Origin of the sequence: Rhodopseudomonas sp. BR0G17, assembly GCF_010907025.1 — a bacterium.
Lineage (GTDB): Bacteria > Pseudomonadota > Alphaproteobacteria > Rhizobiales > Xanthobacteraceae > Rhodopseudomonas > Rhodopseudomonas palustris_H.
On record NZ_QUML01000019.1, the window covers coordinates 32,134 to 54,738 of the forward strand.

Here is a 22,605-nt window from a genome sequence, read left to right on the forward strand (position 1 = left end):
GATTCCATCGTGGTGGGCGCGCGAGCGTTTCCGTGATTGATGCGGACCCGCCGGCAGCTTCATGCAAAGCGTGTCACGAGCCGCCGCAGCTGCCTTAGAACCAGATGGCGCGGTCTCGGCGGACCAGACGCGAAGCGCTGGCGTCTGGCCCAATGGCTTGGACCGCGCTGGACCTTCGCGGCGGACGCCGGATCGCCAAGGTGATGCGATGATCAACATCGCCACCCGCATCAATCCCGCCATCGCCCCCGCCGTGACGGAGGTGATCTCGCAACTCCAAGCCCGTCACCTGATCGGCAACACACTGGTGCCGTCCGTCGGCGGAGCCACGCTCGACGTCATCGATCCTGCAACCGGGCAAGTGATCGGCAAGGCGCCGGCCGCGACCGGCGACGATGTCGCTCGCGCAGTGGAAGCGGCGTCGGCAGCATTTCCGGGATGGGCAGCGACGCCGGCGCGCCAGCGCGGCAAGCTGATAGCGGCTGCGGCGAGCGCAATCGCTGAGCGGGGCGAGATGATTGCCACCGTGCTGGCGCTCGAAACCGGCAAGGCGATCCGCACCGAATGCCGCGGCGAGGTTACGACCGCGATCGACATCACCACGATGTATGCCGGCCTCGCGTCGGAACTGAAGGGCGAGACGCTGCCGTTCGATCCGCAGATCCTCACCTACACGAGCCGCGAGCCGCTCGGCGTCGTCGCCGCGATTCTGCCGTGGAACGTGCCGTTGGTGCTGATGATGCTGAAGATCGCCCCGGCGCTGGTGGCGGGCAACACCGTGGTGGTGAAAGCCTCCGAAGAAGCGCCGTATGCGACCATCGAAATGGCCCGGCTGATGGCGAAGCTTCTGCCGGACGGCGTGCTCAACGTGATCTGCGGCACCGGCCGCGACTGCGGCGCGGCGCTGGTCGAGCATCCCGCCGTCGCCAAGGTGACCTTCACCGGCTCGCAGGCCGTCGGCGAGCTGATCTATCAGATGGCGGCGAAGAAGATCATTCCGGTCAGCCTCGAACTCGGCGGCAAGAGCCCGATGATCGTCTATCCCGACGCCGACATGACGCGCGTCATCGCCGGCGCGATCGCCGGCATGCGATTCACCCGCCAGGGCCAGAGCTGCACCGCGGCCAGCCGGATCTACGTCCACGCCTCGCTGATCGACGCTTTCGTGGCGACGCTGCGCGAGGCGGTCAGCAAGCTGAAGATCGGCGATCCGCTGGATGAAGCGACCGATATCGGCACCGTAATCTCGCAGCGGCAGAAGGCCAAGGTCGAATCCTACATAGATCTCGGCGCGCGTACCGCCGGTGCCAAGGTCGACCGCTGCGGCGAGCTGCCCGGCGCGACGCATCTGAAGGACGGCCTGTTCCTGCAGCCGACCATCATCACCGGCGTGCCGGAGGATTCGCCGCTGATGCGCGAGGAGATCTTCGGGCCGGTGGTCTGCGTGCAGCCGTGGGATGACGAGGACGATGTCATCGCCCGCGCCAACGACAGCGACTTCGGCCTCGCCGCGACGGTGTGGACCAATGATCTGCGCAGTGCGTTGCGCACCGTGCAGCGGCTCGATGCCGGCTACGTTCAGGTCAACCAGAACCTCACCATCCAGCCGAACCTCAGCTATGGCGGCTTCCGCAAATCCGGCCTCGGCAAGGAAGCGTCGCTGGAGGCGATGCTCGAGCACTTCACCAAGAAAAAGACCGTCGTCATCGATATGCGGTGACGACGGCGATGCATGAGCTGATCGCCGAGGCATCCGCAAGCTTCCTGTCGACGCTGCCATCGCCGATGGCGATCGCCGGCGTGCTGAGCGCGGTGCTGGCGGCCGCTTTGTTGCGGGGCTTCACCGGGTTCGGCTTTGCCCTCGCGGCCGTGCCGCTGATGGGCATGTTCATGGCTCCGGCCAAAGCCGTGCCGGTGGCCGTGCTGCTGCAGCTGCTCGGCGGCCTGAACGATCTTCGCCGCAACCATCGTGATGCCCACTGGGCGTCGCTACGCTGGCTGATCGTCGGCGCGGTGATCGGTTCGCCGCTCGGGGCGCTGGCGCTCAGCATCGCTCCGGCACCGGTGGCGCGGATCGTAATCGCCACCATTACGGCCGCCGCGGTGGTCGTGCTCGGCCGCGGCTTCGCCATTGAGGCGATTCCATCGCGGCCGGTGACGACCGGCGTCGGCATGCTGTGCGGCCTGTTCAACGGCCTCGCCGCGATGCCGAGCCCGCCGGCGATCGTCTACTACATGTCGGGGCCGTTTCCCGCCGTGGTGGTGCGGGCGTCGCTATTGGTGTTCTTCCTCGCCACGTCGATCGCCGGCTTCACCAGCATCGCGCTGGTGGGTCTGGCAACCGTGAATGTGTTGTGGCTGGCCGCGATGGCGTTGCCGGTGATGATGTTCGGCACCTGGATCGGCGAGCAGGGCTTCCGCCGCGGCAGCGAGCGGCTGCATCGCCATATCTCGATCGCCAGCCTCGGCGGCGTCGCCCTGCTCAGCGCCGCGAAGGGAATCTCCGAGCTGATGTGAGGGCTCCGCCTATCCCGTCATTGCGAGCGAAGCGAAGCAATCCAGTGCCGAGCACGGAGCTTCTGGATTGCTTCGTCGCTTCGCTCCTCGCAATCACGCAGCGATCCGGCGACGTCTAATCAGCCCTCGAGCTGCTGCGCCAGCACCTTGCCGAGCCGCTCGATGCCGACCTCGATGCGGTCGGTGCGGATCGACGAGAAGCCGAGCCGGAAGCAGTGCCGGCTCGCGGTCTCGTCCATCGAGAACACGGCGCCGGGCTCGATCACGACGCCCTGTTCGAGCGCAGCTTCCGCCAGAGCGGTGGCGTCGATCGAAGTCGGGCAGGTCACCCAGAAATTGGTCGAGCCTGGACCGCGTGAGAAGCTGCAGCTCGGCAGATGCTTGGGCAGCAGCTGGTCGAGCAGTTTGGCGCGTTCCAGCAGCACGCGGCCGACCTGGGCGAGATGCGCCCGATAGTGGCCGAGGCCGATGAACAGCGCGGCGACGCGCTGATTGTTGAGCGGAGGATGCCGCAGCATCAGCCGGCGCAGCGCGCGCAGTTCGCGGATCACCGGGGCGGGCGCGACGACGTAGCCGAGCCGCAAACCGGGGGCCAGCGCCTTCGACAGGCTGCCGACATAGAGCACGTTGCTGGCGCGATCGAGGCTCTTCAGCGGCGGCAGCGTCGCCGTCTCCGGCATCAGCTCGCCTTCGTAATCGTCTTCCACTACCACCACATCGCCGCCCGCGGCGGCTTTCAACAATTCGACGCGGCGGGGCAGCGGCATCGTCACGGCGGTGGGGCACTGATGACTGGCGGTGACATAGGCCAGCGCGCAGCTCTGGAACGTCGCGTCCGGCACCAGCCCTTCGCCATCGACGGAAAGCGGCACCACGTTGGGCGTCAGCATCCGGAAGATATTGCGGGCGTCCGGATAGCCCGGCTCTTCGATGCCGACCTTGGTCTGGCCGTTGATGAACAGCGTCGCGATCAGATACAGCGCGTGCTGCGCGCCGATCGTCATCATGATCTCGTCGGCGCGGGCGTGGATGCCGCGGCGCGGCAGCACCTGTAGCTGCAATTGCTCGATCAGCGCCGGATCGTCGCCGTCGATCAGGTCGCGGGCCCAGTTGTTGATTTCCGGAACGCTGAGTGCTGCGCGGGCGCTTTCGCGCCAGTCGTTGGTCGGAAACAGACTCGGATCGAACTGACCGAAGATGAACGGATAGGGATGCGTCTGCCAGTCGAGCGGCTTGACGATGTTGCGATGCGCCGACGGCCTCACCGCGAAGCGATCGGCCCAGTGTTCGTCGCCGCGGCTGGTGACCTCGGCGAGGCCGGGCGTTTCGGTGGCGAATTTCTTCGGCAGGCCGGCGACGAAGTAACCGCTGCGCTGCCGCGAGACTAGAAAGTTCTGATCAACGAGCTGCTCATAAGCGATCACCACAGTGTTACGTGACACCTTCAGCACGGTGGCGAGATCGCGGCTGGACGGCATCTTCATGCCGAGCGGCAGCCGGCCATCCTCGATCGCCGTCACGATGATCTGGCGAATTTGCAATTGCAGGAAAGAGCCGCCGCGGTTGAGGCCGCGAAACAACGCGCCCCAGAATAACTCGTCTTTGCCTAATGCGGCGGCATCTGAAGAGGCAATTGCACCGCCGTTAGGCGTGCGTGCCACAGTGGACTCCCGGAATGTGAGCTGTGCTAGCTTTCCCAAGACGCGATACCCTGACTGACACGACGACGCGAAACGGCTGTCATTGCGAGAATGAAGCTTTTACAAACCGTCTGCAAGAAGCGAGCCATGGGAGGCGGCAGCTGGCGCGTAGCCCTGGCTCCATTCGTGCTCGGCATCTGGCGCTAGTGCCACGGGGACGATCGCTTCACGCTCGCAATCGCAAGCCTGGAGACTAAGCGTGCCGTCCGACACCGTCGTTTATTCCGCCCGCAAGATTATCACCATGAACCCGTCGCGGCCGAGCGCGACGCATGTTGCGGTGCGAGACGGGCGGATCGTTGCGACCGGCAGTGCCGACGAGCTGATGGTAAGCGGCGCGCGGCTCGATACCGGCTTCGCCGACAAGGTGTTGATGCCCGGCTTCGTCGAAGGCCACAGCCACATCATGGAAGGCCTGATGTGGAAGCAGCCTTATGTGGGCGCGTTCGACCGCCGTTCGCCGGAAGGCAAAGTAGTGGCCGGTGTCCCGGACATCGAGGCGATCGTGGCGCGGCTGCAGCAGGCCGAAGCCGCGCTGCCCGACGATGGTTCGCCGCTCTACGCCTGGGGTTTCGATCCGCTGCATATCGGCGGCAAGATGCTGACTCGGCAGGATCTCGACCGGGTGTCGACCAAGCGCCCGGTCCTCGTCGTCCACGCCTCGTTCCATATCAACAATGTCAACACGCTGACGCTCGAGCGCGCCGAGCTGCTGCATGCCACCAACATTTCGGGCGTCGTCGCCGGCGCCGACGGCCTGGCGAGCGGCGAGCTGCAGGGCATTCCGGCGCGGATGCGGCTGTTCCGTGCGCTCGGCCACAATCCGCTCGCTGGTACCATCACCGAGGCGGACGTGCGGCGCTATGCGGCATCGTGCTGCGTGCAGGGCGTCACCACGATTACCGACCTGCATAACGACCTCGCCGATCCGACCATCGAAGTCTATCGCAGTGCGACCAGTCAGGCTGATTTCGGCGTTCGCTTGGTGCCGGCGCTGGCCGCGGTCTCGCATACGCCCGAACAGGCGATCGCCAAGTTGGAAACGCTGCGCGGCCACGCCAGCGACAAGCTGCATTACGGCATCGTCAAGCTGGTGGTCGATGGCTCGATCCAGGGCTTCACCGCACGGCTGCGCTGGCCCGGCTATCACAACGGTGCCGCCAACGGCCTGTGGTACATCGCGCCCGAAGAGCTGCCGCGGCTGGTCGAAGCTTATCACCGCGCCGGCGTGCAGCTTCACATTCACACCAACGGCGACGAGGCCACCGAAGTGGCGCTCGATGCGATCGAGGCCGCGCAGATCGTCGCGCCTCGTCCCGATCATCGCCACACCTTACAGCATTGCCAGATGGCCAGCGCCGCGCAGTTCCGGCGGATGAAGAATCTCGGCGTTTGCGCCAATCTGTTCGCCAACCACCTGTACTACTGGGGCGATGCGCACTACGAGCTGACGATGGGGCCGGAGCGTGCAGCGCGGCTCGACGCGACCGGGACCGCCCAGCGGATCGGGGTGCCGTTCGCGATCCACTCCGACGCACCGGTGACGCCGCTGGCGCCGCTGTTCACCGCATGGTGTGCGGTCAATCGCGTGTCGTCGAGCGGGCGTGTGCTGGGCCGGGATACCGAAGCACTCACCACCGAGCAGGCGCTTGCTGCAATCACCATCGGCGCAGCCTATACTTTGAAGATGGATCATCTGGTCGGCAGCATCGAAACCGGCAAATATGCCGACTTCGTCGTGCTCGATGAGGATCCGCTGGCCGTTCCGCCGGAGCGGCTGAAGGAGATCGCGGTCTGGGGCACCGTGATCGGCGGCATGATCAAGGAGGCGCCCCGCGCATGACGGCAGCATCCGCGACCATTTCAGTCACGGTGATCGGCGGCTTTCTCGGCGCGGGCAAAACCACCTTCGTCAACCATCTGCTACGCAGCGGCGGCCCTCGGACGGCCGTGCTGGTCAATGATTTCGGCGAAGTCAATGTCGACGCGACGCTGATCCAGAGTCACGACGGCACCACGATGACGCTGACCAACGGCTGTATCTGCTGCAGCATCGGCACCAGCTTCATCGACACGATGTGCCAGGTCCTCGACGCCGCGGTGCCGTTCGAGCGAATCGTGATCGAAGCCTCCGGTGTCGGCGATCCATGGAAGATCGCGGAGATTGCGCTGATCGAACCGTCGTTGCGGCTCGATCGGGTGATCGTGTTGGCCGACGCCAGCCGGATTGCGCAGCTGATCGACGATTCCAAGGTCGGCGACACCGTGCGCGGCCAGTTTGAGCGCTGCGACATTGTCCTCGTGAACAAGACCGATCTGGTGACTGCAGAAGCTCTGGCCGCCGCGCGTGCCGCGGTGCGCGGCCTGCGCCCGGACGTGCGCATTGTCGACACCGCGCAAGGCGCGATGCCGACGCTGGCGGAGCTAGAGACGGTTGCGTCGTCGAGCGGTTTCCGGGCCGACGCGGTAGATGCCGCGGCGATCGATCACGGCGCCACCTTCAAGAGCTGGGCGTATCGCCGCGCCGGCCGGTTCGACCGTGCCCGGCTCGCCTGTGCGGTCGACAAGTTGCCGCCGCAGCTGTTGCGGCTGAAGGGCTCGTGCCGCCTCGCCGGCGAAGACGACGTCAAAGTGTTTCAGATGGTCGAGAGCGTCTGGAGCCTGTCGCCGGCCGATGCCGGACCGGCCGAGCCCGGCATCGTGCTGGTCGGCGTCGGCACCGCCGATCTGCCGCCGCCGTCCGAACTCGACGCGATCCTCGACCGCGCTTTGGCGCCGGCCGGAGCGCTGTCGTGACGCCCGCCCTGCCAGTTTCTCCCCGCGAAAGCCACGCGGCTTTCCACGTCCTGCCTCGCCATCCTTTCTTGCAGCGGAGTTCTGACCGATGATGTTGACGAAGCGATCCTTTGTAGTCGGAGCCCTCGGCGGCATTGCGCTGATGGGTCTGCCGCTCGAAACCAAAGCGGAAGGTGCGGGGAGCGGCGGAACGCTGGTGATCGGTTCGACCCAGGTGCCGCGGCATTTCAACGGCGCCGTCCAGTCCGGTATCGCCACCGCGCTGCCGAGCACGCAGATTTTCGCCAGCCCGCTGCGCTACGACGACAAGTGGAATCCGCAGCCTTATCTGGCCGAGTCCTGGGACGTCTCGAAGGACGGGCTGACGGTGACGCTGAAGCTGGTCAAGAACGCCACCTTCCATGATGGCAAGCCGGTGACCTCCGAGGACGTCGCGTTCTCGATCATGACCATCAAGGCCAACCATCCGTTCAAGACGATGCTGGCGGCAGTCGAGAGCGTCGATACGCCGGATCCGCACACGGCGGTGATCAAGCTGACGCATCCGCATCCGGCGCTGCTGCTGGCGATGTCGCCGGCGCTGATGCCGATCCTGCCGAAGCACGTCTATGGCGACGGCCAGGACGTCAAATCACATCCGGCCAACCTGAAGCCGATCGGCTCCGGTCCCTACAAGCTCACCGAATACAAGCAGGGCGATTACTACACGCTGGAGAAGTTCGACAAATTCTTCATTCCGGGTCGGCCGAAGCTCGACAAGATCGTGGTGCGGCTGATTTCGGATCCGAACGCCCTGATGGTGTCAGCCGAGCGCGGCGACGTTCATATGGTGCCCTACTTCACCGGCGTGCGCGACATCGAGCGGCTGGAGAAGGCGCCGAACGTCCTCGTCACCGACAAGGGCTTTGCCGGCATCGGTGCGCTCAACTGGCTTGCCTTCAATACCAAGAAGAAGCCGCTCGACGACGTGCGGGTCCGTCAGGCGATCGGCTATGCGGCCAATCGCGAGTTCATCGTCAAGAAGCTGATGGGCGGCAAAGCCTTGCCGTCGACCGGACCGATCGCGCCGGGCTCGCCGCTGGAAGAGAAGAACGTCGAGCAGTACAAATTCGACATCGCCAAGGCCAACAAGCTGCTCGACGAGGCCGGGCTCAAGCCGGATGGCTCCGGCGTGCGCACCACGCTGACGATCGACTACATCCCCGGCAATGACGAGCAGCAGCGCAACGTCGCCGAATATCTGCGTTCGGCGCTGAAGCGGGTCGGGATCAATCTCGAAGTCCGTGCCGCGCCCGACTTCCCGACCTGGGCCCAGCGCGTCGCCAATTTCGACTTCGACATGACGATGGACACGGTGTTCAACTGGGGCGACCCGGTGATCGGCGTCGACCGGACCTATCTCAGCTCGAACATCCGCAAGGGCATCATCTGGTCGAACACCCAGCAATACGCCAATCCGAAGGTCGACGAGATCCTCGGCCAAGCCGCCCAGGAAAGCTCGCCGGACAAGCGCAAGGCGCTGTATTCGGAGTTCCAGAAGATCGTCGTCGAAGACGCGCCGATCTTCTACATCAACGCCACTCCGTACCACACCTCGTTCGCCAAGGGACTCGGCAACCTGCCGACCACGGTGTGGGGCGTCGCCTCGCCGCTCGATGAGCTGTACTGGGCGGCTCCGCCGAAGAACTGATCCGCAATCTCGACCGACGAAGCATCAATGGCTCTCCTCACCCATCTGTTCGGAAAACTCGCCAACGCCGTCGCGCTGCTGCTGGCGGTGCTGGTGATGAATTTCTGCCTGATCCATCTTGCACCGGGCGATCCGGTGCAGGTGATCGCCGGCGAGATGGGTGGGGCGTCGCCCGAGGTGATCGCGGCGCTCCGGGCAAAATACGGCCTCGACCACAGCCTGCTCGAACAGCTGTTCACGTATCTCGGCAAGGTAGCGCATGGCGACTTCGGCTATTCCTACTACTTCAACCAACCGGTGCTCGGCCTGATCCTGCAGCGGCTGCCGGCGACGCTGTATCTTGCGGCTGCCTCGCTGGTGGTGGCGGTGCTGATCGGCACGGTGCTCGGCGTGATCAGCGCGCGGCGGCCGAACGGTTTGCTCAGCCACGGCGTCACCGTGCTGTCGCTCGCCGGCCACGCGGCGCCGATCTTCTGGACCGGCCTGTTGCTTCTGCTGCTGTTCGGCTCGGTGTGGCCGATCCTGCCGGTCAACGGCATGACCGACGTGGTCAATCCGAAAACCGGCTTCGCGTACGCGGCCGACGTCGCCAAGCATCTGGTGCTGCCGTCGATCACGCTGGGGCTGGTGTTCGTCGCGCAATATTCGCGGCTCGCCCGCGTCAACATGATCGACGTGCTGTCGGCGGACTACATCCGCACCGCGCGCGCCAAGGGGCTGCCGGAGCGGGTGGTGCTGGTCAAGCACGCGCTGCGCAACACGCTGATCCCGATCGTCACCGTGATTGGCCTGCAGTTCGGCAATCTGTTCGCCGGCGCGGTGTTGGTGGAGACGGTGTATTCCTGGCCGGGCATGGGGCGGCTGGTGTTCGACTCGATCCTGCGCCGCGACTACCCGACGCTGATGGGCGTACTGTTCTTCTCCGCCGTGATGGTGATCGCGGCCAATATCCTCACCGACTTGGTGTACCGCCTGATCGATCCCCGCATCCGCGCAGGTGCCCGATGAGCACGATGGAGTCTTCGCTCGCGATGGCACAGAAGCCCGTTCCCAGCGTCAGCAAAGTGCCGAAGGCGGTGTCGCCGGCCCGGGCTGCGCTGCGCCAGTTCATGAAGAGCCCGTCCGGCGTCGCCGGCGCGATCCTGCTCTTGTTGCTGCTCGCCGGCACCGCGCTCGGTCCGTGGCTGTATCCGGTCGACCCGCTCGATATCGTCGGGCTGCCGTTTGCCGCGCCCGCGGCCGATGCTCCGCTCGGCACCGACTATCTCGGCCGCGACGTGCTGGCCGGGCTGATCTATGGCGGCCGCGCCACGCTGACGGTGGGCGCGGTGGCGGCGCTGATTACGATCGTGATCGGCGTCACCGTCGGGGCGCTCGCCGGCTTCTTCGGCCGCTGGGTCGACGCGCTCCTGGTCAAGATCGCCGAGTTCTTCCAGGTGCTGCCGCCGCTGCTGTTCGCGATGGTGCTGGTGACGCTGTTCGGTCCGAAGCTGTCGACCATCACGCTGGCGATCGGCGCCGTGAGCTGGACCTCGGCGGCGCGGCTGACGCGCGCCGAATTCATGCGGCTGCGAGATCTGGATTTCATCAAGGCCTCTCGCGCCGCCGGCGCCGGCAGTCTGCATCTGATCCTGCGGGTGGTGCTGCCGAACGCGCTGCCGCCGATCATCGTGTCGGCGACGCTCGCGATCGGCACTGCGATCCTGTTCGAGGGTGGCCTCAGCTTCCTCGGCCTCGGCGATCCCAACACCATGAGCTGGGGCCTGATGATCGGCCAGAACCGCAACTACGTGCTCGATGCCTGGTGGGCGGTGACGTTCCCCGGCGCCGCGATCTTCCTCGCCGTGCTTGCGGTCAGCCTAGTCGGCGACGGCGTCAACGATGCGGTCAATCCGCGGCTGCGGCGGAGGTGATGATGGCGCCGGTCCTGTCGGTCGAGAATCTCAGCGTCAGCATGACCAATCGCGACGGCGATCTGGTGCCGGTGCTGGAGAATCTCTCCTTCACCCTCGATAAGGCGCGCACCGTCGCGCTGGTCGGCGAGTCCGGCTGCGGCAAGAGCATGACGGCGCTGGCGATTATGCGGCTGCTGCCGGAAGGCTTCGTGGTCACCGGCGGGCGCATCATGCTCGACGGCGAAGATCTGCTCACCGCGCGACCGAAGCGGATGCGCGCGCTGCGGGGCGACGCGATGTCGATGGTGTTTCAGGAGCCGATGACGGCGCTGAACCCGCTGTACACCGTCGGCGATCAGATTGCCGAGGTGCTGTATTATCACCGCCGGCTCAGCCGCAAAGACGCTGCCGAGCAGGCCGTGCAGTTCCTCAAAGCTGTGCAGATCCCGGCCGCCGAGCAGCGCGCCAAGGCCTATCCGCATCAGATGTCCGGCGGCATGCGGCAGCGGGTGATGATCGCGATGGCACTCGCCTGCCGGCCGAAGCTCTTGATCGCCGACGAGCCGACCACTGCGCTCGACGTCACCGTGCAGGCGCAGATTTTCGACCTGCTCGCCCAGCTCCAGGACGAGACCGAAGCCGCGATCGTGCTGATCACCCACGATCTCGGCGCGGTCGCCGAACTCGCCGACGACATCGCCGTGCTCTATGCCGGTCGCTGCATCGAGACCGGACCGGCGCATGAGATCGCGGCGCGGCCGCGCCATCCCTATACGCGCGGTCTGCTCGGCTGCGTCCCGCATCTCACTGTCGGCGTCGCCAAGCCGGAGCAGTGGATCGATCTCGGCGAAATTCCCGGCATGGTGCCGGCGCTCGGCAATCGCGGGCCGGATTGCGCGTTCCTGGCGCGCTGCGCCGATGCCTCGGAGGCATGCCGGTCGCGGCCGCAGCCGCCGCTCGGGGCGATCGCGGCCGGGCATGCGGTGTCGTGCTGGCGTGCCGAGGAGATCGCCGCATGATGATCCACGAAGATCTGCGCCCCGCCGACGGCGATCCCTATCTGCTCGACGTCAACGACCTTGTGGTGCACTTCCGCACCGGCCGTAAGCGGCTGTGGGCCAAGCCGTCGTTCGTTCACGCGGTCGACGGCGTCAGCTTCCGCGTCAAACGAGGCACCACCTTCGGCATCGTCGGCGAAAGCGGCTCAGGAAAATCGACCACCGCGCAGGCGATCATGCGGCTGGTGCAGGCGACCTCGGGGCAGGTGGTGTTTCGCGGCGAAGACATCATGCCGCTCACCGGCGAGCCGCTGCGCAAGGCGCGCAAGCATCTGCAGATCGTGTTCCAGGACCCGTTCTCGGCGCTCGATCCGCGGCGCAGGGCCGGCGACCAGATCCGCGAGCCGCTCGATCTGCTCGAGATCGGCAGCCGCAGCGAGCGCGACGCGCGCGTGCGCAAGCTGCTCGCCGAAGTCGGCCTGCCGCCGGAAGCCGCCGATCTGTTTCCGCATCAGTTCTCCGGCGGCCAGCGCCAGCGGCTGTGCATCGCCCGCGCCTTGGCGCCGGAGCCCGAGCTGATCGTCTGCGACGAGGCGGTGTCGGCGCTCGACGTCGCGATCCAGGCGCAGATCCTGAACCTCTTGAAGAAGCTGCAGCGCGAGCGCGGCCTCACCTACATCTTCATCTCGCACGACCTCGGCGTCATTCAGCAGTTCTGCGACGAAATCGCCGTGATGTATCTCGGCAAGATCGCCGAACAGGCGCCCGCCTCGGCGCTGTTCACCGAGCCGCGCCATCCCTACACGTGGTCGCTGGTGTCGGCCGCGGTGCCGCCCGGTCCGCTACGCGATGAACTGAAGGACAAGTATCTGGTCAAGGGCGAGCCGCCGTCGCCGGTCGATCCGCCGCCCGGCTGCCGCTTCGCGCAGCGCTGCCCGTTCGCCGAGGCGCGCTGCCGGGCGGAGTTGCCCTTCCTCGACGCCGCAGGCCATGAGCATTACGTCGCCTGTCACCGCAAGGACGAGATCGGCATCCCGGATTTCGCCCCGCGCGCGGCGAGCGGGCCGATCGGTTAGTTCACTTGGCGGCGATTGCCGTTCGCGGAATATCAATCACCGTGATTGCGGGGAGTGCAGCGACAAAAAAATCCAGTCCCGTGCGCTGAGCTGGATTGCTTCGCTTCGCTCGCAATGACGGAACGGCTACACCTTGGCGTCGAGCAGCGCCTTGCTCATGTCGCGGTCCGCCTTCAGCGAGGCGAGGTTGGCGGTGTAGCTGTATTTGGCGACCATCTGGCCGATGAACTCCTGCGCCAGGTCGACGTTCGGCGCCGCCACCATGCCGTCAGCATTGGCGAACGGCGCTTGCGGGTCGGACACCGGGACGGTGGCGGGCGAGGTCGTGCTCAGGCTGGTCTGAGTGCCGCCGGTCGATGTGTCGGTTTGATTGACCTGCAGCGGTCTGTAAGCCTGCGGCGCACCGGCCGGGACAGTGCCGTCGGCGCCGGGCAGCGCGCCGGTCGATTGCTGATTGGCGATGTTGCTGGCCGACACTTCGACCCGGCGGGTCGCTGCTTTCAGGCCGGAGACGGCAATCGACGAGATGCTGGACATGGACGCGCTCGTTGCGGCGGACAGGTGCGGGCAGAAGACGCCCGCACCTTGCAACGATCCGTGCACAGCTTGGGTGCAAATTGAACGATCCGGCTAAAGCTGTCTTAATACTGCCGGGGCGTCACGCGGATTGCGTCAGGCCGGCTGCCTCGCCGGCCGCTGCTGGCGCCGCCGCAGCTTGCGGCGGGTCCAAAGCCAAACGCCGGTGACCAGCAGGCCGAGTAGTACCACCGAGGTGATGACGTTGAGCGTGCCGGACAGCCACGTCGACCAATTACCTTCGTGCAGCAGCCGCGGCCAGTTGCGCGGCAGCGGCGTGACGCCATCCGGCGCGAAGGTGTAGGCACGCAGCTCGCCATATTCGTAGATCCGCGCCATCATCCGTCCGCCGCGATTAGCGATCATCGCCAGGTGCGACACGTCGTGCGATTGCGCGATCTGCTGAACCGCGTCGGTCAGCTTGATGGTCATGCGGGCCGGCGGTGGGCCGCTGGAGAACGTCAGGCCGAACGCCATGCACAGCGCGGTGAGGGGGCTGAGCAGCAACAGCGGCAGCGTGAACCACGCCGCGCCCTTGTGCCAGCCGGCGAGGCTGTTGCGCAGCCGCGGCAGCCCCATCAGCACGCCGATCGTCATCAGCACCGTCATGGCGATGGTCGAGGCGATCACCAGCCACTCGTAGCCGAGCAGGCGCTCATGGGTGCGCCGCGCCCATAGCAGCAGGTCGCCGGTGGAATCGCTGGCGGCTGCGGCTTCGCCGGTTGCGAGGTCGATCGGTGGTGCATTGACCCCGAGCAGGCGCATCTGCTGGCCGGTGGCATTGATCGCGAGCCCGCGCGCCTGGCCCTGCGGATCGTAGCGTTCGATCAGGCCGGTAAGGCGAGCAGCATCGAGCGTTCCGGCCGGCAAGCCGCGGCCTTGCAGCATCGGCTCGACCGACAGAATGAGTCCGGTGACGATGATGGCGAGCAGCGGCAGCGCGAACACCAGACTGGTCCAGCGATGCAGTTTGAGGAGCAATGCATTATTCATGATGGAACTTCACGGTTGCGACCAGCGGCGAGCAACATGCGGATGCCGTCGTTGATCAGGCTTAAACGTCGCCGGCGGCGTCTGGCATCGGCTCTGCTGCCTTCGTCCGTCTCTTCAGGACCGGCGGAGAGCCTCGATGTCGCGGCGAGTGCTCCGACCTGCTCATGAGGCGGATGGAGCGCAGCGTGTTGTAAGCCCCTGAACCTATCGATTCGCTGACAGATTTTGCAGAGCATCAAGCCTTTGGTGCTGCTCGAATTCTCGCGCCAAGGCCGCATAGTCGCTTCTTGCACCGGATGATGCCGGCAGCGGTGGTCCGATCGAGCGAAGTGATTCGGGGCACGCAGCCCTCGTGACGTTCTTGTCCGGGAAATGCCGAATCACCGGCGCATTGCGGACTACGGCGGTGGCCAGCGATGCTCTTCCTTCGTCGTCAGGCGTCCTGCCCAAATGCGCGCAAGCTGGCGTGCGTCGCGTTGCTGCCGCTCCGGCGAGATCGCGATGGCAGATTCGAATATCCTCCGGAACGGCCGGCCTGTCCGGCAAATCACCAACTCGCGCAAACTGATGAGCGACGGTAACATCGTTGCAAGCAGTCGGTCGTGACGGGCCGCGCTGGATGGTGAGCCGCCGTGACCGGCGTGTCGCCGACGCGCGTTGTGGTGACGATCGCGCTGTGCCGACGTCATCCTTAGTAGCGGTTGCTCTGTCCTTAAGCGTGCTGAAACTTGCGCCTGTTGAAATTCCGGGGCGTTGATAACATGCTGCAGTTGCAAACCGTCTGGTGACAATTCCAACAGGTATGGAGGTAGTATGCGCTCCTCATCGATGATCTTCCTCGGTGCCATCGCGTTCGTTGCCGCGCTGTCGGTGGTGAACCAGGTCGGTGTGCCTCATCCGGCCCTGATCGAACCCGCCGTCGCCGCCACGCCGGTCGCGCCGCCGGTCAGTGCTTTCCGCACCGTGACGTCGTCGACCTGCTCGTCCAACGGCTGCCCGACCGCGTGTGAGGCGGATGAAGCGCTGATCTCCGCGATCTGCATCGGTCCGAGCAGCGCCAAGTTCAGCGACAACCTTTCTCTGGAGAACGGGCAGATGACCGCGAGCTGCGGCCCGAGCTCCTCCACCATCGTGGTGTCCTGCGCCCGCAAGTAACGCAGGCAGTTCGCTTCTGGGAGCCGGCGGCTGATCCAAGCACCCGCGGGCTCCCGTCAGTCTCAAAGGTTCTCTCCGATGCAAAACTGGTTCATCGCACTCGCCGTCGCAGTGCTGCTGCTCATCGGCTTCGCCGCCGGACCGATGTCCGTGGTCGTCGCCTTCCTGGCATTCTGGGTCACGCTGTATCTGGTGTGGGCCCGCGACCTCGGCTTCAAGGACACCTGGTCGCGCTACGGCCTGCAGCGCGTGAAGCCGCCGTTCTGGGCGGCGGAGAACAAGGTCTGGTTCTTCCCGATCTTCGACGACCGCGCCAAGGTGGTGAAGGCCGCCGCGGTGCCGCTGCTGATCATCGCGCTCAGCCTGATGCTGCCGACCTCGGTGGTGCGGATCGGCACGCTCTTGGTGCTGGCCTGGTACTGCCTGGAGATCTACCGGTCGCAGAAGGGCCTGGATCAGCTCGACCGCGCGCGCTTCAACTAATTCGGCGCAGCGCCGTTTCGGCGGCGCGCGCCCACGACGAAATCGGCAACGGCGGGTGTGGCCAGCTCCACGCCCGCCGTTCGCGCGTCGGCGGTTAGGCATCTTTAAATGCTCCGCAGTTAGTACTGGACGGCGCTGCAGATTTTGCGATCATTGTCGCGCGTGAATGGCATGCACAGGGCTCCGGCCGTGCGGCCATCTGGTGCTTAAGTAGCCGGAGAGCCTCGAGGAGATCGCGATGGCAGACAAGAACTCGTCCGACGTCATCCTGAACGTGATGACCAAGAACCTCGAGCAGGCGCGCGGCGCGATGACCAACTACCTCGAGTTCATCAGCAAGAGCATGTCGGTGGTGCCGATGGGCCAGAGCAGCCAGGCCACCACGCTGAAGGGCTATGTCGATCGCAACGTCCAGGCGACGTTCGATTTCTCGCAAGCGCTCCTCCATGCCAAGGACTTTCAGGACGTGGTTCGGATCCAGACCGAATTCCTGCAGACACAATTCCGCGTTCTCACCGACCAGGCCAAGGACGTCGTCGAGATGACCAAGCCGACCGTCATCGTTCCGAACGATGGTTAGAAGGCGTTGTCCGCCGCAGCCGGTCTGACAGCGGCGTAGCGGTCGTCACTTGCGACGGCCGCTACGGGAACGGTTGCGCACACATCGCATTGATGCAGCTGAACAGGCTCAGCTCTGATTTGGACACCAAGCATGTTGAAGATCGTCGGTCCGCTCCTTAGCCTCACCCTGATCGCCGGCGCCGCGCAGGCGCAGGAACGCCGCCCCGATCCTGGCTGCGGCCGGGATGTGTCGCGTCTGTGCCGGGCGGTGATGAACGAGTCCGACGGGGCGATTCTGAACTGCCTGCAGCAGCATCGCGCCAAGCTCAGCGCCAAATGCGCCAAGGTTCTGACTGACAACGGTCAGTAACAGGTCGATTTACTCTCGTCATCCGTCCCTGCCCGCGCCTGTTGCGGACCGGAATAGCCAAGACGCGACCGACCATGACGCCGGACGAATCGACCGCGAGATCAACCCTATGTCGAACCGCCGCTAACGCCGGCGACCGGCAGCACCTCGGTCGCGGTGGTGCGATCAGGCGATTCCTCTTTCCAGCGCACCGAGCCGAACGGCCGCTCCAGCATGCGCCGCACCCGCACCGGCTCCGGTCCGCGATGAAACGCGATCGCGCGCCGGTGTAGCGCACGGTCGTCCTGGGTCGAACGGCTGCGCTGGCGCAGATAATCGAGCCAGGTCGGGCAGTGGTAGCGCTCGGTCCATAATTCCGGATCTGCAACGTCGCGGGCGATCGACCAGCCATAGGCGCCGTTGCGCTGGCGGCTGAGCTGCACTTCCTGCATCACGTTGTGAAACGCGCGCGCTTCGTCGGCGTCGACCCGGTAGTCGATTTCGATCACCACCGGACCGCTGCGCGACGTCAGCGCCAGTTTCACTTCCGGATCGTCCAGAAGCTCGGCATCCTCAGTGCGGGTGCCGACCGGCGGCATCGGCAGCAGGAAGGCGAGCACTGGAGAAGCCAGCATCGCCAGCCCCGACAGCAGCATCGATGGCGCGACGCCGGACAGATCAGCGACATGGCCCCAGCCCCAGCTGCCGATCGCGATGCCGCCGGAGATCGACGCCTGGAATGCCGCGAGCGAACGTCCCGCCACCCAGCGCGGTGCCGACAGTTGAACGCCGATGTTGAACAGCGCGATCGCCAGCATCCACACCGCGCCGGCGACGACGAGGGCTGCTGCGGTGAGCAGCGGCGAGCGGCTGATCGCGATCACCGCCATCGCCACGCCCATGATCATCGCGCACAGCCGAACCGCGGCTTCACTGCTTAGGCGCTGCCGTGCAATCCCGACATTGAGTGCGCCGATCACTGCGCCGATGCCGAACGCGCCGAGCAGCAGCCCGTAGGTCTCGGCGCCGCTGTGCAGCAGGTCGCGCGCCACCAGCGGCATCAAGGCCAGCACCGAGCTGCCGGCGATGCCGGTCACCAGCGTGCGGGTCAGCACGATGCGGATCGCCGGCGAGTTGGTGATGTAACGCACGCCCGAGACGATCGCGCGGTTCAGCCGCTCCGGCGGCAGCCGCGGTGGCTCGCTCTCCCGCCGCCACAGCAGCAGCACGATCAATAGCGGCAGGTACAGCACCGCATTGGCGGCGAATGCCGCCACCGCGCCGGCAGCCGCCACCACGATGCCGCCGACCGCCGGGCCGAAGCTGCGCGCGATATTGTAGCTGATGCCGTTCAGTGCGACCGCGGCCGGCAGCGTTTCGGCCGGCACCTGCTCGGACACCGAGGCCTGCCAGGACGGCCCGAACAGCGCCATGCCGGTGCCGATCACGAAGCAGAACAGCAGCAGGGTGTTGGGTGTCACCAGTCCGAGATGCGCCAGCGCCGCCAGTGTCGTCGCGCCGGCGAGGCCGATGCCGAGTGCGGCCAGGGCCACTAGGCGGCGGTCGTACATGTCGGCGATCGCGCCGGCCGGCATTGCCACCAGCATGATCGGCAGCATCAGGGCGGTCTGCACCAGCGCCACCTTGTCGGCGGACGCAGTCATCTGCGTCATCGCCCAGGCGGCACCGACGCCGTTGATCATCAGGCCGAGATTGGACAGCAGGCTTGCCAGCCAGATCCGCCGGAACAGTGCGTGCCGCAGCGGCGCCGCGATCCCGTCGCCGGAAAACAGCCCGCGCTTCGCCGTGCCCGCCATCTGGGTCTGACCCTCCGCCGTCCTCACCGCCCCGCCGATTCAACGGCGCTGGAAACAGTGATGCCTGCGAAGCGCTCGCACTGTCCAGAGCCAACGGCGCTGGAGCGCCGGACCACGGACTGTTACGGTCGAAAAAACCGATGGAGGAGACGCGATGCAGACCACTCGGCGCAGCCTGCTGAAGGTGTTCGGAGCGCTGCCCGTGGTGCTTGGTGGCGCACCGCTCGCGGCGCTGGCGCAAAGCGAAGCGACTGCGGTACCGGCGGAAGTTCCGCCGATCCTGTTCGTACATGGCAATGGCGACCACGCCGCATTGTGGATCGCTCAAATCTGGCGGATGGAGTCCAACGGCGTCGCCCGCGGCCGGCTGGCTGCGCTGAATTTCACAGATCCGTTGGCGCGTAGCGACGACGGTGTGGCGCAGGATCATCGCTCATCGACCAACGACCAGCGTCGCGAATTGGCCGCAGCGATCGCCGACCTCAAGCGTCGCACCGGCGCAGCCAAAGTCGCGCTGGTGGCGAGTTCGCGCGGCGGCAACGCGGTGCGCAACGTGATCAAGAATAGCGGCGCCGCCGACGTGTCCCATGCGGTGCTGTGTGGCACTCCGAACCACGGCGTCTACGCTTGGGATTCCGGCCTCGGCAACGAGTTCAATGGCAAAGGCCCGTTTCTGAGCGGCCTCAACGCCGGCGACAGCGAGGTCACTCCCGGCGTCGCGTTCCTCACCTTGCGCAGCGATGGCATGGACAAATACGCGCAAGCTGACGGCCGCTTCGTCGGCAAGCCGGGTACGCCAACCGGCGTCACCGCGGTGGGGCCGGAGCTGAAGGGCGCCACTAACCTGGTGCTCGGCGCGCTCGACCATCGCGAGACCGCGTTCCATTCGCGCGCCTTCGCCGAGATCTACAAATTCATTGCCGGCCGCGAGCCGGAACGGATCGCGGTCGCGCCCGAAGTGGCGGTGCAGCTCAGCGGCCTCGTCACCGGGACGCCCGGCGGTGTGCCGACCAACCGGCCGGTGGCGGATGCGCGGGTCGAGGTCTATCGCGTCGACCCCGACAGCGGGAAACGGATCGGCGCGGCGCTGTTCGACGGCCGCAGTGGCCCCGACGGGCGCTGGGGCCCGGTCGACACCCAGCCGCCCTGGCCGCTGGAATTCGTGCTTACCCAGCCCGGCGAGATGACCACCCACATCTATCGTTCACCGTTCCCGCGCTCGTCGGACGTGGTGCATCTGCGCGCGATGAAGCCGGCCGCCAAGCCGCAGGACGGCACCGGCGCGGTGGTGATGCTGTCGCGGCCGCGCGGTTACTTCGGCCTGCCGCGCGACATCGTGATCCTCGACGGCAAGCAGCCGACCGACGTCAAGCCGGGTGTGCCGACGGACTCGGTGACCACGGCGATCGTGCCGTCTGGGGAAGTCGGTCGCGCCGTGATCGGCCTGTTCAATGAGGAGCGCATCGTCGCCCGGGCGTGGCCGCTCGCCGAGAACCGCATCACCGTCGCCGAGCTGACCTATTAGCGCGGCGGTTCGCGCTTGCGCCAGTTTTTGCGGGCCCTCACCCCAACCCTCTCGCGCTTGCGGGAAAAGGGGAGGGCGCTCCGAGCAGGGGAGCTCTTCAGCGGGTCAAACGTGCCCGCTTAAATCCGTGATCGTCGGCGCATCGCCATTCAGGGGATTTTGGGGGTCGCGGCTGTAGCGCAGCGTCTCGAACCGCATCGCGCGGGCGTCGATCATCACCAGCCGGCCGACCAAGCCTTCGCCGAAGCCGACGATCTCGCGGATCGCCTCCAGCGCCATCATTGAGCCGAGCACACCGGCGAGCGCGCCCATCACCCCTGCCTCCTCGCAGCTCGGCACGGTGCCGGCCGGCGGCGGTTCGGGAAACAGGCAGCGATAGGTCGGGTTGGGCTCGCCCGCGGCGTTGCGTTCGTGGGCGCGAATCGTCGTCAGCGATCCGTCGAACTGGCCGAGCGCCGCGGTGATCAGCGGCTTCTTGGCCAGATAGCAGGCGTCCGACACCAGATAGCGCGTCGCGAAATTGTCGGAGCCATCGAGCACCAGATCGCAGCCGCCGATCAACGCCAGCGCATTGGAGCCGTCGAGCCGCACCCGGTGCTGCACCACGCGGACGTTGGGATTGAGCGCGAGGATCCGGCTGGCCGCACTGTCAGCCTTGCGGGCGCCGATGTCGGGCGTTGCGTGGATCACCTGGCGCTGCAGATTCGACAGCGTGACGATGTCGTCGTCGACGATGTCGAGCGTACCGATTCCGGCCGCGGCCAGATACATCAGCACCGGCGCGCCGAGTCCGCCAGCGCCGACCACTAGCACCCGCGCACCCTTCAGCGCCGCCTGCCCGGGGCCGCCGACATCGCGCAGCACGATGTGGCGGGCGTAGCGTTCCAGTTCCTCGGCACTCAGCATGATCGGATGGTATCCTTCACTTCCACGGCCAGACCGGCATCGTCATCTTGAAGACGCGCATCCGGCTCATCCTTTCCTGCGGTCGAAGGTGCGATTTCCGGCAGGCGAGACATTGTGCGCGCTGCCGCGCGTCGAACCGGCGCAGCGTTGGCGCCGACCAAGCGGTTGTGGTTATTTGCGCATGGCGCAACGTTGCTCGGGAATTGTCATGAGATCGATGCTGGCTGCAACCCTGATCGTCGCCGGTGCCGCCACTCTGGCGGCGCATGGCGCAAACGCCGCGCCAAAGCAAACCGCGGCCGCACCGCCGGCAGCGCAGACACCTGCGGAGACGGCCAAAACGCTGGCGCAGGGCGAGCGCCAGGCGATTCAATCCGATCTCGCCTGGACCGGCGACTACAATGGCCTGATCAATGGCGAGGTGTCCGATCGGATGATCGCCGCGATCAAGCAATTCCAGACCAATCAGGGGCACAAGCCGACCGGTGTGCTCAATCCGCAGGAACGCGGGCAGCTCGCCGAGGCGGCGCGCAAGCTGCAGGCCAGCGTCGGCTGGAAGCTGGTTTCCGATCCGGTCACCGGCGCGCGCGTCGGCGTACCGACCCGGCTGGTGCCGCAACAGGCTTCCGACGCCAATGGCACGCGCTGGAGTTCCGCCACCGGGACGATCCAGATCGCGTTGTCGCGGCGTAAGGAAGCTGACGTCTCGATCGTCAAGCTCGCCGATCAGGAGAAAAAAGAGCCTGGCCGCAAGATCGAATACAGCGCGATCAAACCGGACTTCTTCGTGCTGTCGGGGACCCAGAACCAGAAGAAGTTCTATATCCGCGGCAGCTTCAAGGATGCCGAGGTCCGCATCCTCACCGTGCTGTACGACCAGGCCACCGAAGGCACGATGCAGCCGGTCGTGGTCGCCATGTCGAGCGCCTACAATCCGTTTCCGGGCGGCGTCCAGGCCGGCCCACCGCCGCGCAAGAAGGTCGAATATTCGACCGGCACGATCGTCGGCGCCGATGGCGCGATCCTGGCCGATCGCGAGGCGGTCGAGGGCTGCCTGTCGATCGTTGTTGCGGGTTACGGTCCTGCCGATCTGGCCGATCGCAGCAAAGAGCACGAGCTGGCGTTGCTGCGGATCTACGGCGCGTCCGAGCTCAAGCCGCTGCCGATTGGCAGCGGCGCAGCCAAGGCCGGAGCGGTCGAGATCACAGGCGTCGCCGATCCGCAGAGCCAGGGCGGCGGCGCTGCCGTCACCACCGTCAAGGCGCAGCTCACCGTTGCCGTCACCACCGGCGGGTTGGTAGTAACGCCGCCGCCGAGCCTCGGCTTTTCCGGCGCACCGGCACGCGATGCGGACGGGCGTTTCGCGGGGCTGACGACACTGCGTCTGCCACTGGTCGCAGGAGTAGCGGATGGCGCTGCGGCGCAGGCGACGCTGATCACCGCCGACACCGTCGGCAGCTATCTCACCGGCGTCGGCGTAAAGCCGGCCGAAGGCACCACCAAGGATCCCAAAGCGAGCGTCGTTCGCGTGATCTGCGTGCGGAAGTAATCCCCGCGGACTCACTGCC

Annotated in this window: 20 protein-coding genes; 15 read left to right on the forward strand and 5 right to left on the reverse strand. The window is 66.2% G+C overall.

The features are described from left to right. The first annotated feature begins 208 nt into the window (after nucleotides 1-208). Together DY467_RS15600 and DY467_RS15605 are read left to right on the forward strand one after the other, a co-directional pair. Nucleotides 209-1,720, forward strand: coding sequence for an aldehyde dehydrogenase family protein (locus tag DY467_RS15600; protein ID WP_164637306.1), 1,512 nt, complete (start codon nucleotides 209-211; stop codon nucleotides 1,718-1,720). Between the two features lie 8 nt (nucleotides 1,721-1,728). Continuing rightward, nucleotides 1,729-2,517 (forward strand): sulfite exporter TauE/SafE family protein, encoded by a 789-nt coding sequence (locus tag DY467_RS15605; RefSeq protein ID WP_164637308.1) that lies wholly within the window; start codon nucleotides 1,729-1,731, stop codon nucleotides 2,515-2,517. Between the two features lie 119 nt (nucleotides 2,518-2,636). Here the strand turns inward: DY467_RS15605 and pdxR are convergent, their stop codons facing one another. Then, nucleotides 2,637-4,178, reverse strand: a complete 1,542-nt coding sequence (gene pdxR / locus DY467_RS15610; protein WP_164637310.1) for a MocR-like pyridoxine biosynthesis transcription factor PdxR — start codon at nucleotides 4,176-4,178, stop codon at nucleotides 2,637-2,639. 238 nt (nucleotides 4,179-4,416) lie between these two features. Between pdxR and DY467_RS15615 the strand changes: the two genes are divergently transcribed. From DY467_RS15615 to DY467_RS15645, 7 genes are all read left to right on the forward strand, one after another. Further along, on the forward strand, nucleotides 4,417-6,060 hold the full coding sequence (locus DY467_RS15615) for an amidohydrolase (protein ID WP_164637312.1): 1,644 nt from the start codon (nucleotides 4,417-4,419) through the stop codon (nucleotides 6,058-6,060). Next, complete coding sequence (locus DY467_RS15620) at nucleotides 6,057-7,013, forward strand: CobW family GTP-binding protein (RefSeq protein ID WP_164637314.1); 957 nt, start codon at nucleotides 6,057-6,059, stop codon at nucleotides 7,011-7,013. Before DY467_RS15615 ends, DY467_RS15620 begins: the two co-directional genes overlap by 4 nt. An 88-nt stretch (nucleotides 7,014-7,101) precedes the next feature. Next, entirely contained in the window at nucleotides 7,102-8,703 is a 1,602-nt protein-coding gene (locus DY467_RS15625) for an ABC transporter substrate-binding protein (protein WP_164637316.1), read from the forward strand. 27 nt (nucleotides 8,704-8,730) lie between these two features. After that, entirely contained in the window at nucleotides 8,731-9,711 is a 981-nt protein-coding gene (locus tag DY467_RS15630; protein ID WP_164637318.1) for an ABC transporter permease, read from the forward strand. Next, complete coding sequence (locus DY467_RS15635; RefSeq protein WP_164637321.1) at nucleotides 9,708-10,616, forward strand: ABC transporter permease; 909 nt, start codon at nucleotides 9,708-9,710, stop codon at nucleotides 10,614-10,616. Before DY467_RS15630 ends, DY467_RS15635 begins: the two co-directional genes overlap by 4 nt. Nucleotides 10,617-10,618: 2 nt before the next feature. Further along, on the forward strand, nucleotides 10,619-11,617 hold the full coding sequence (locus DY467_RS15640; protein WP_164637323.1) for an ABC transporter ATP-binding protein: 999 nt from the start codon (nucleotides 10,619-10,621) through the stop codon (nucleotides 11,615-11,617). Beyond that, nucleotides 11,614-12,672: an ABC transporter ATP-binding protein gene (locus DY467_RS15645; RefSeq protein ID WP_164637325.1), complete on the forward strand. Its 1,059-nt coding sequence runs from the start codon at nucleotides 11,614-11,616 to the stop codon at nucleotides 12,670-12,672. Before DY467_RS15640 ends, DY467_RS15645 begins: the two co-directional genes overlap by 4 nt. 126 nt (nucleotides 12,673-12,798) lie before the next feature. Here DY467_RS15645 and DY467_RS15650 read toward each other — a convergent pair whose 3' ends face one another. Both DY467_RS15650 and DY467_RS15655 read right to left on the reverse strand, forming a co-directional pair. Continuing rightward, nucleotides 12,799-13,209: a flagellar basal body rod protein FlgC gene (locus DY467_RS15650; protein WP_164637327.1), complete on the reverse strand. Its 411-nt coding sequence runs from the start codon at nucleotides 13,207-13,209 to the stop codon at nucleotides 12,799-12,801. A 135-nt stretch (nucleotides 13,210-13,344) separates the two neighbouring features. Continuing rightward, nucleotides 13,345-14,241, reverse strand: coding sequence for a PepSY domain-containing protein (locus DY467_RS15655; RefSeq protein WP_164637329.1), 897 nt, complete (start codon nucleotides 14,239-14,241; stop codon nucleotides 13,345-13,347). An 813-nt stretch (nucleotides 14,242-15,054) separates the two neighbouring features. Here DY467_RS15655 and DY467_RS15660 point away from each other — a divergent pair. The 4 genes from DY467_RS15660 to DY467_RS15675 all read left to right on the forward strand — a co-directional run bounded on the left by DY467_RS15660 (nucleotide 15,055) and on the right by DY467_RS15675 (nucleotide 16,810). Next, nucleotides 15,055-15,396, forward strand: a complete 342-nt coding sequence (locus DY467_RS15660; protein WP_164637331.1) for a hypothetical protein — start codon at nucleotides 15,055-15,057, stop codon at nucleotides 15,394-15,396. 78 nt (nucleotides 15,397-15,474) lie between these two features. After that, nucleotides 15,475-15,879 (forward strand): hypothetical protein, encoded by a 405-nt coding sequence (locus DY467_RS15665; RefSeq protein ID WP_107342357.1) that lies wholly within the window; start codon nucleotides 15,475-15,477, stop codon nucleotides 15,877-15,879. A 238-nt stretch (nucleotides 15,880-16,117) separates the two neighbouring features. Beyond that, nucleotides 16,118-16,459, forward strand: coding sequence for a phasin family protein (locus DY467_RS15670; protein ID WP_107342356.1), 342 nt, complete (start codon nucleotides 16,118-16,120; stop codon nucleotides 16,457-16,459). Nucleotides 16,460-16,591: 132 nt separating this feature from the next. Beyond that, complete coding sequence (locus DY467_RS15675) at nucleotides 16,592-16,810, forward strand: hypothetical protein (RefSeq protein ID WP_164637333.1); 219 nt, start codon at nucleotides 16,592-16,594, stop codon at nucleotides 16,808-16,810. A 107-nt stretch (nucleotides 16,811-16,917) separates the two neighbouring features. On the opposite strand, the gene DY467_RS15680 is transcribed toward DY467_RS15675, so the two are convergent. Then, nucleotides 16,918-18,606 carry an MFS transporter gene (locus DY467_RS15680; RefSeq protein WP_164637335.1) on the reverse strand — a complete coding sequence of 563 codons (1,689 nt, stop codon included), beginning with the start codon at nucleotides 18,604-18,606 and terminating at the stop codon, nucleotides 16,918-16,920. Between the two features lie 154 nt (nucleotides 18,607-18,760). On the opposite strand from DY467_RS15680, the gene DY467_RS15685 reads away from it, so the two are divergent. After that, nucleotides 18,761-20,131, forward strand: coding sequence for a hydrolase (locus DY467_RS15685; RefSeq protein WP_164637337.1), 1,371 nt, complete (start codon nucleotides 18,761-18,763; stop codon nucleotides 20,129-20,131). Between the two features lie 105 nt (nucleotides 20,132-20,236). Here the strand turns inward: DY467_RS15685 and DY467_RS15690 are convergent, their stop codons facing one another. Further along, nucleotides 20,237-21,037, reverse strand: a complete 801-nt coding sequence (locus DY467_RS15690; protein ID WP_107342353.1) for a HesA/MoeB/ThiF family protein — start codon at nucleotides 21,035-21,037, stop codon at nucleotides 20,237-20,239. Between the two features lie 208 nt (nucleotides 21,038-21,245). On the opposite strand from DY467_RS15690, the gene DY467_RS15695 reads away from it, so the two are divergent. Continuing rightward, nucleotides 21,246-22,586: a serine protease gene (locus DY467_RS15695; protein WP_164637339.1), complete on the forward strand. Its 1,341-nt coding sequence runs from the start codon at nucleotides 21,246-21,248 to the stop codon at nucleotides 22,584-22,586. The last annotated feature ends 19 nt before the right edge of the window (nucleotides 22,587-22,605 follow it).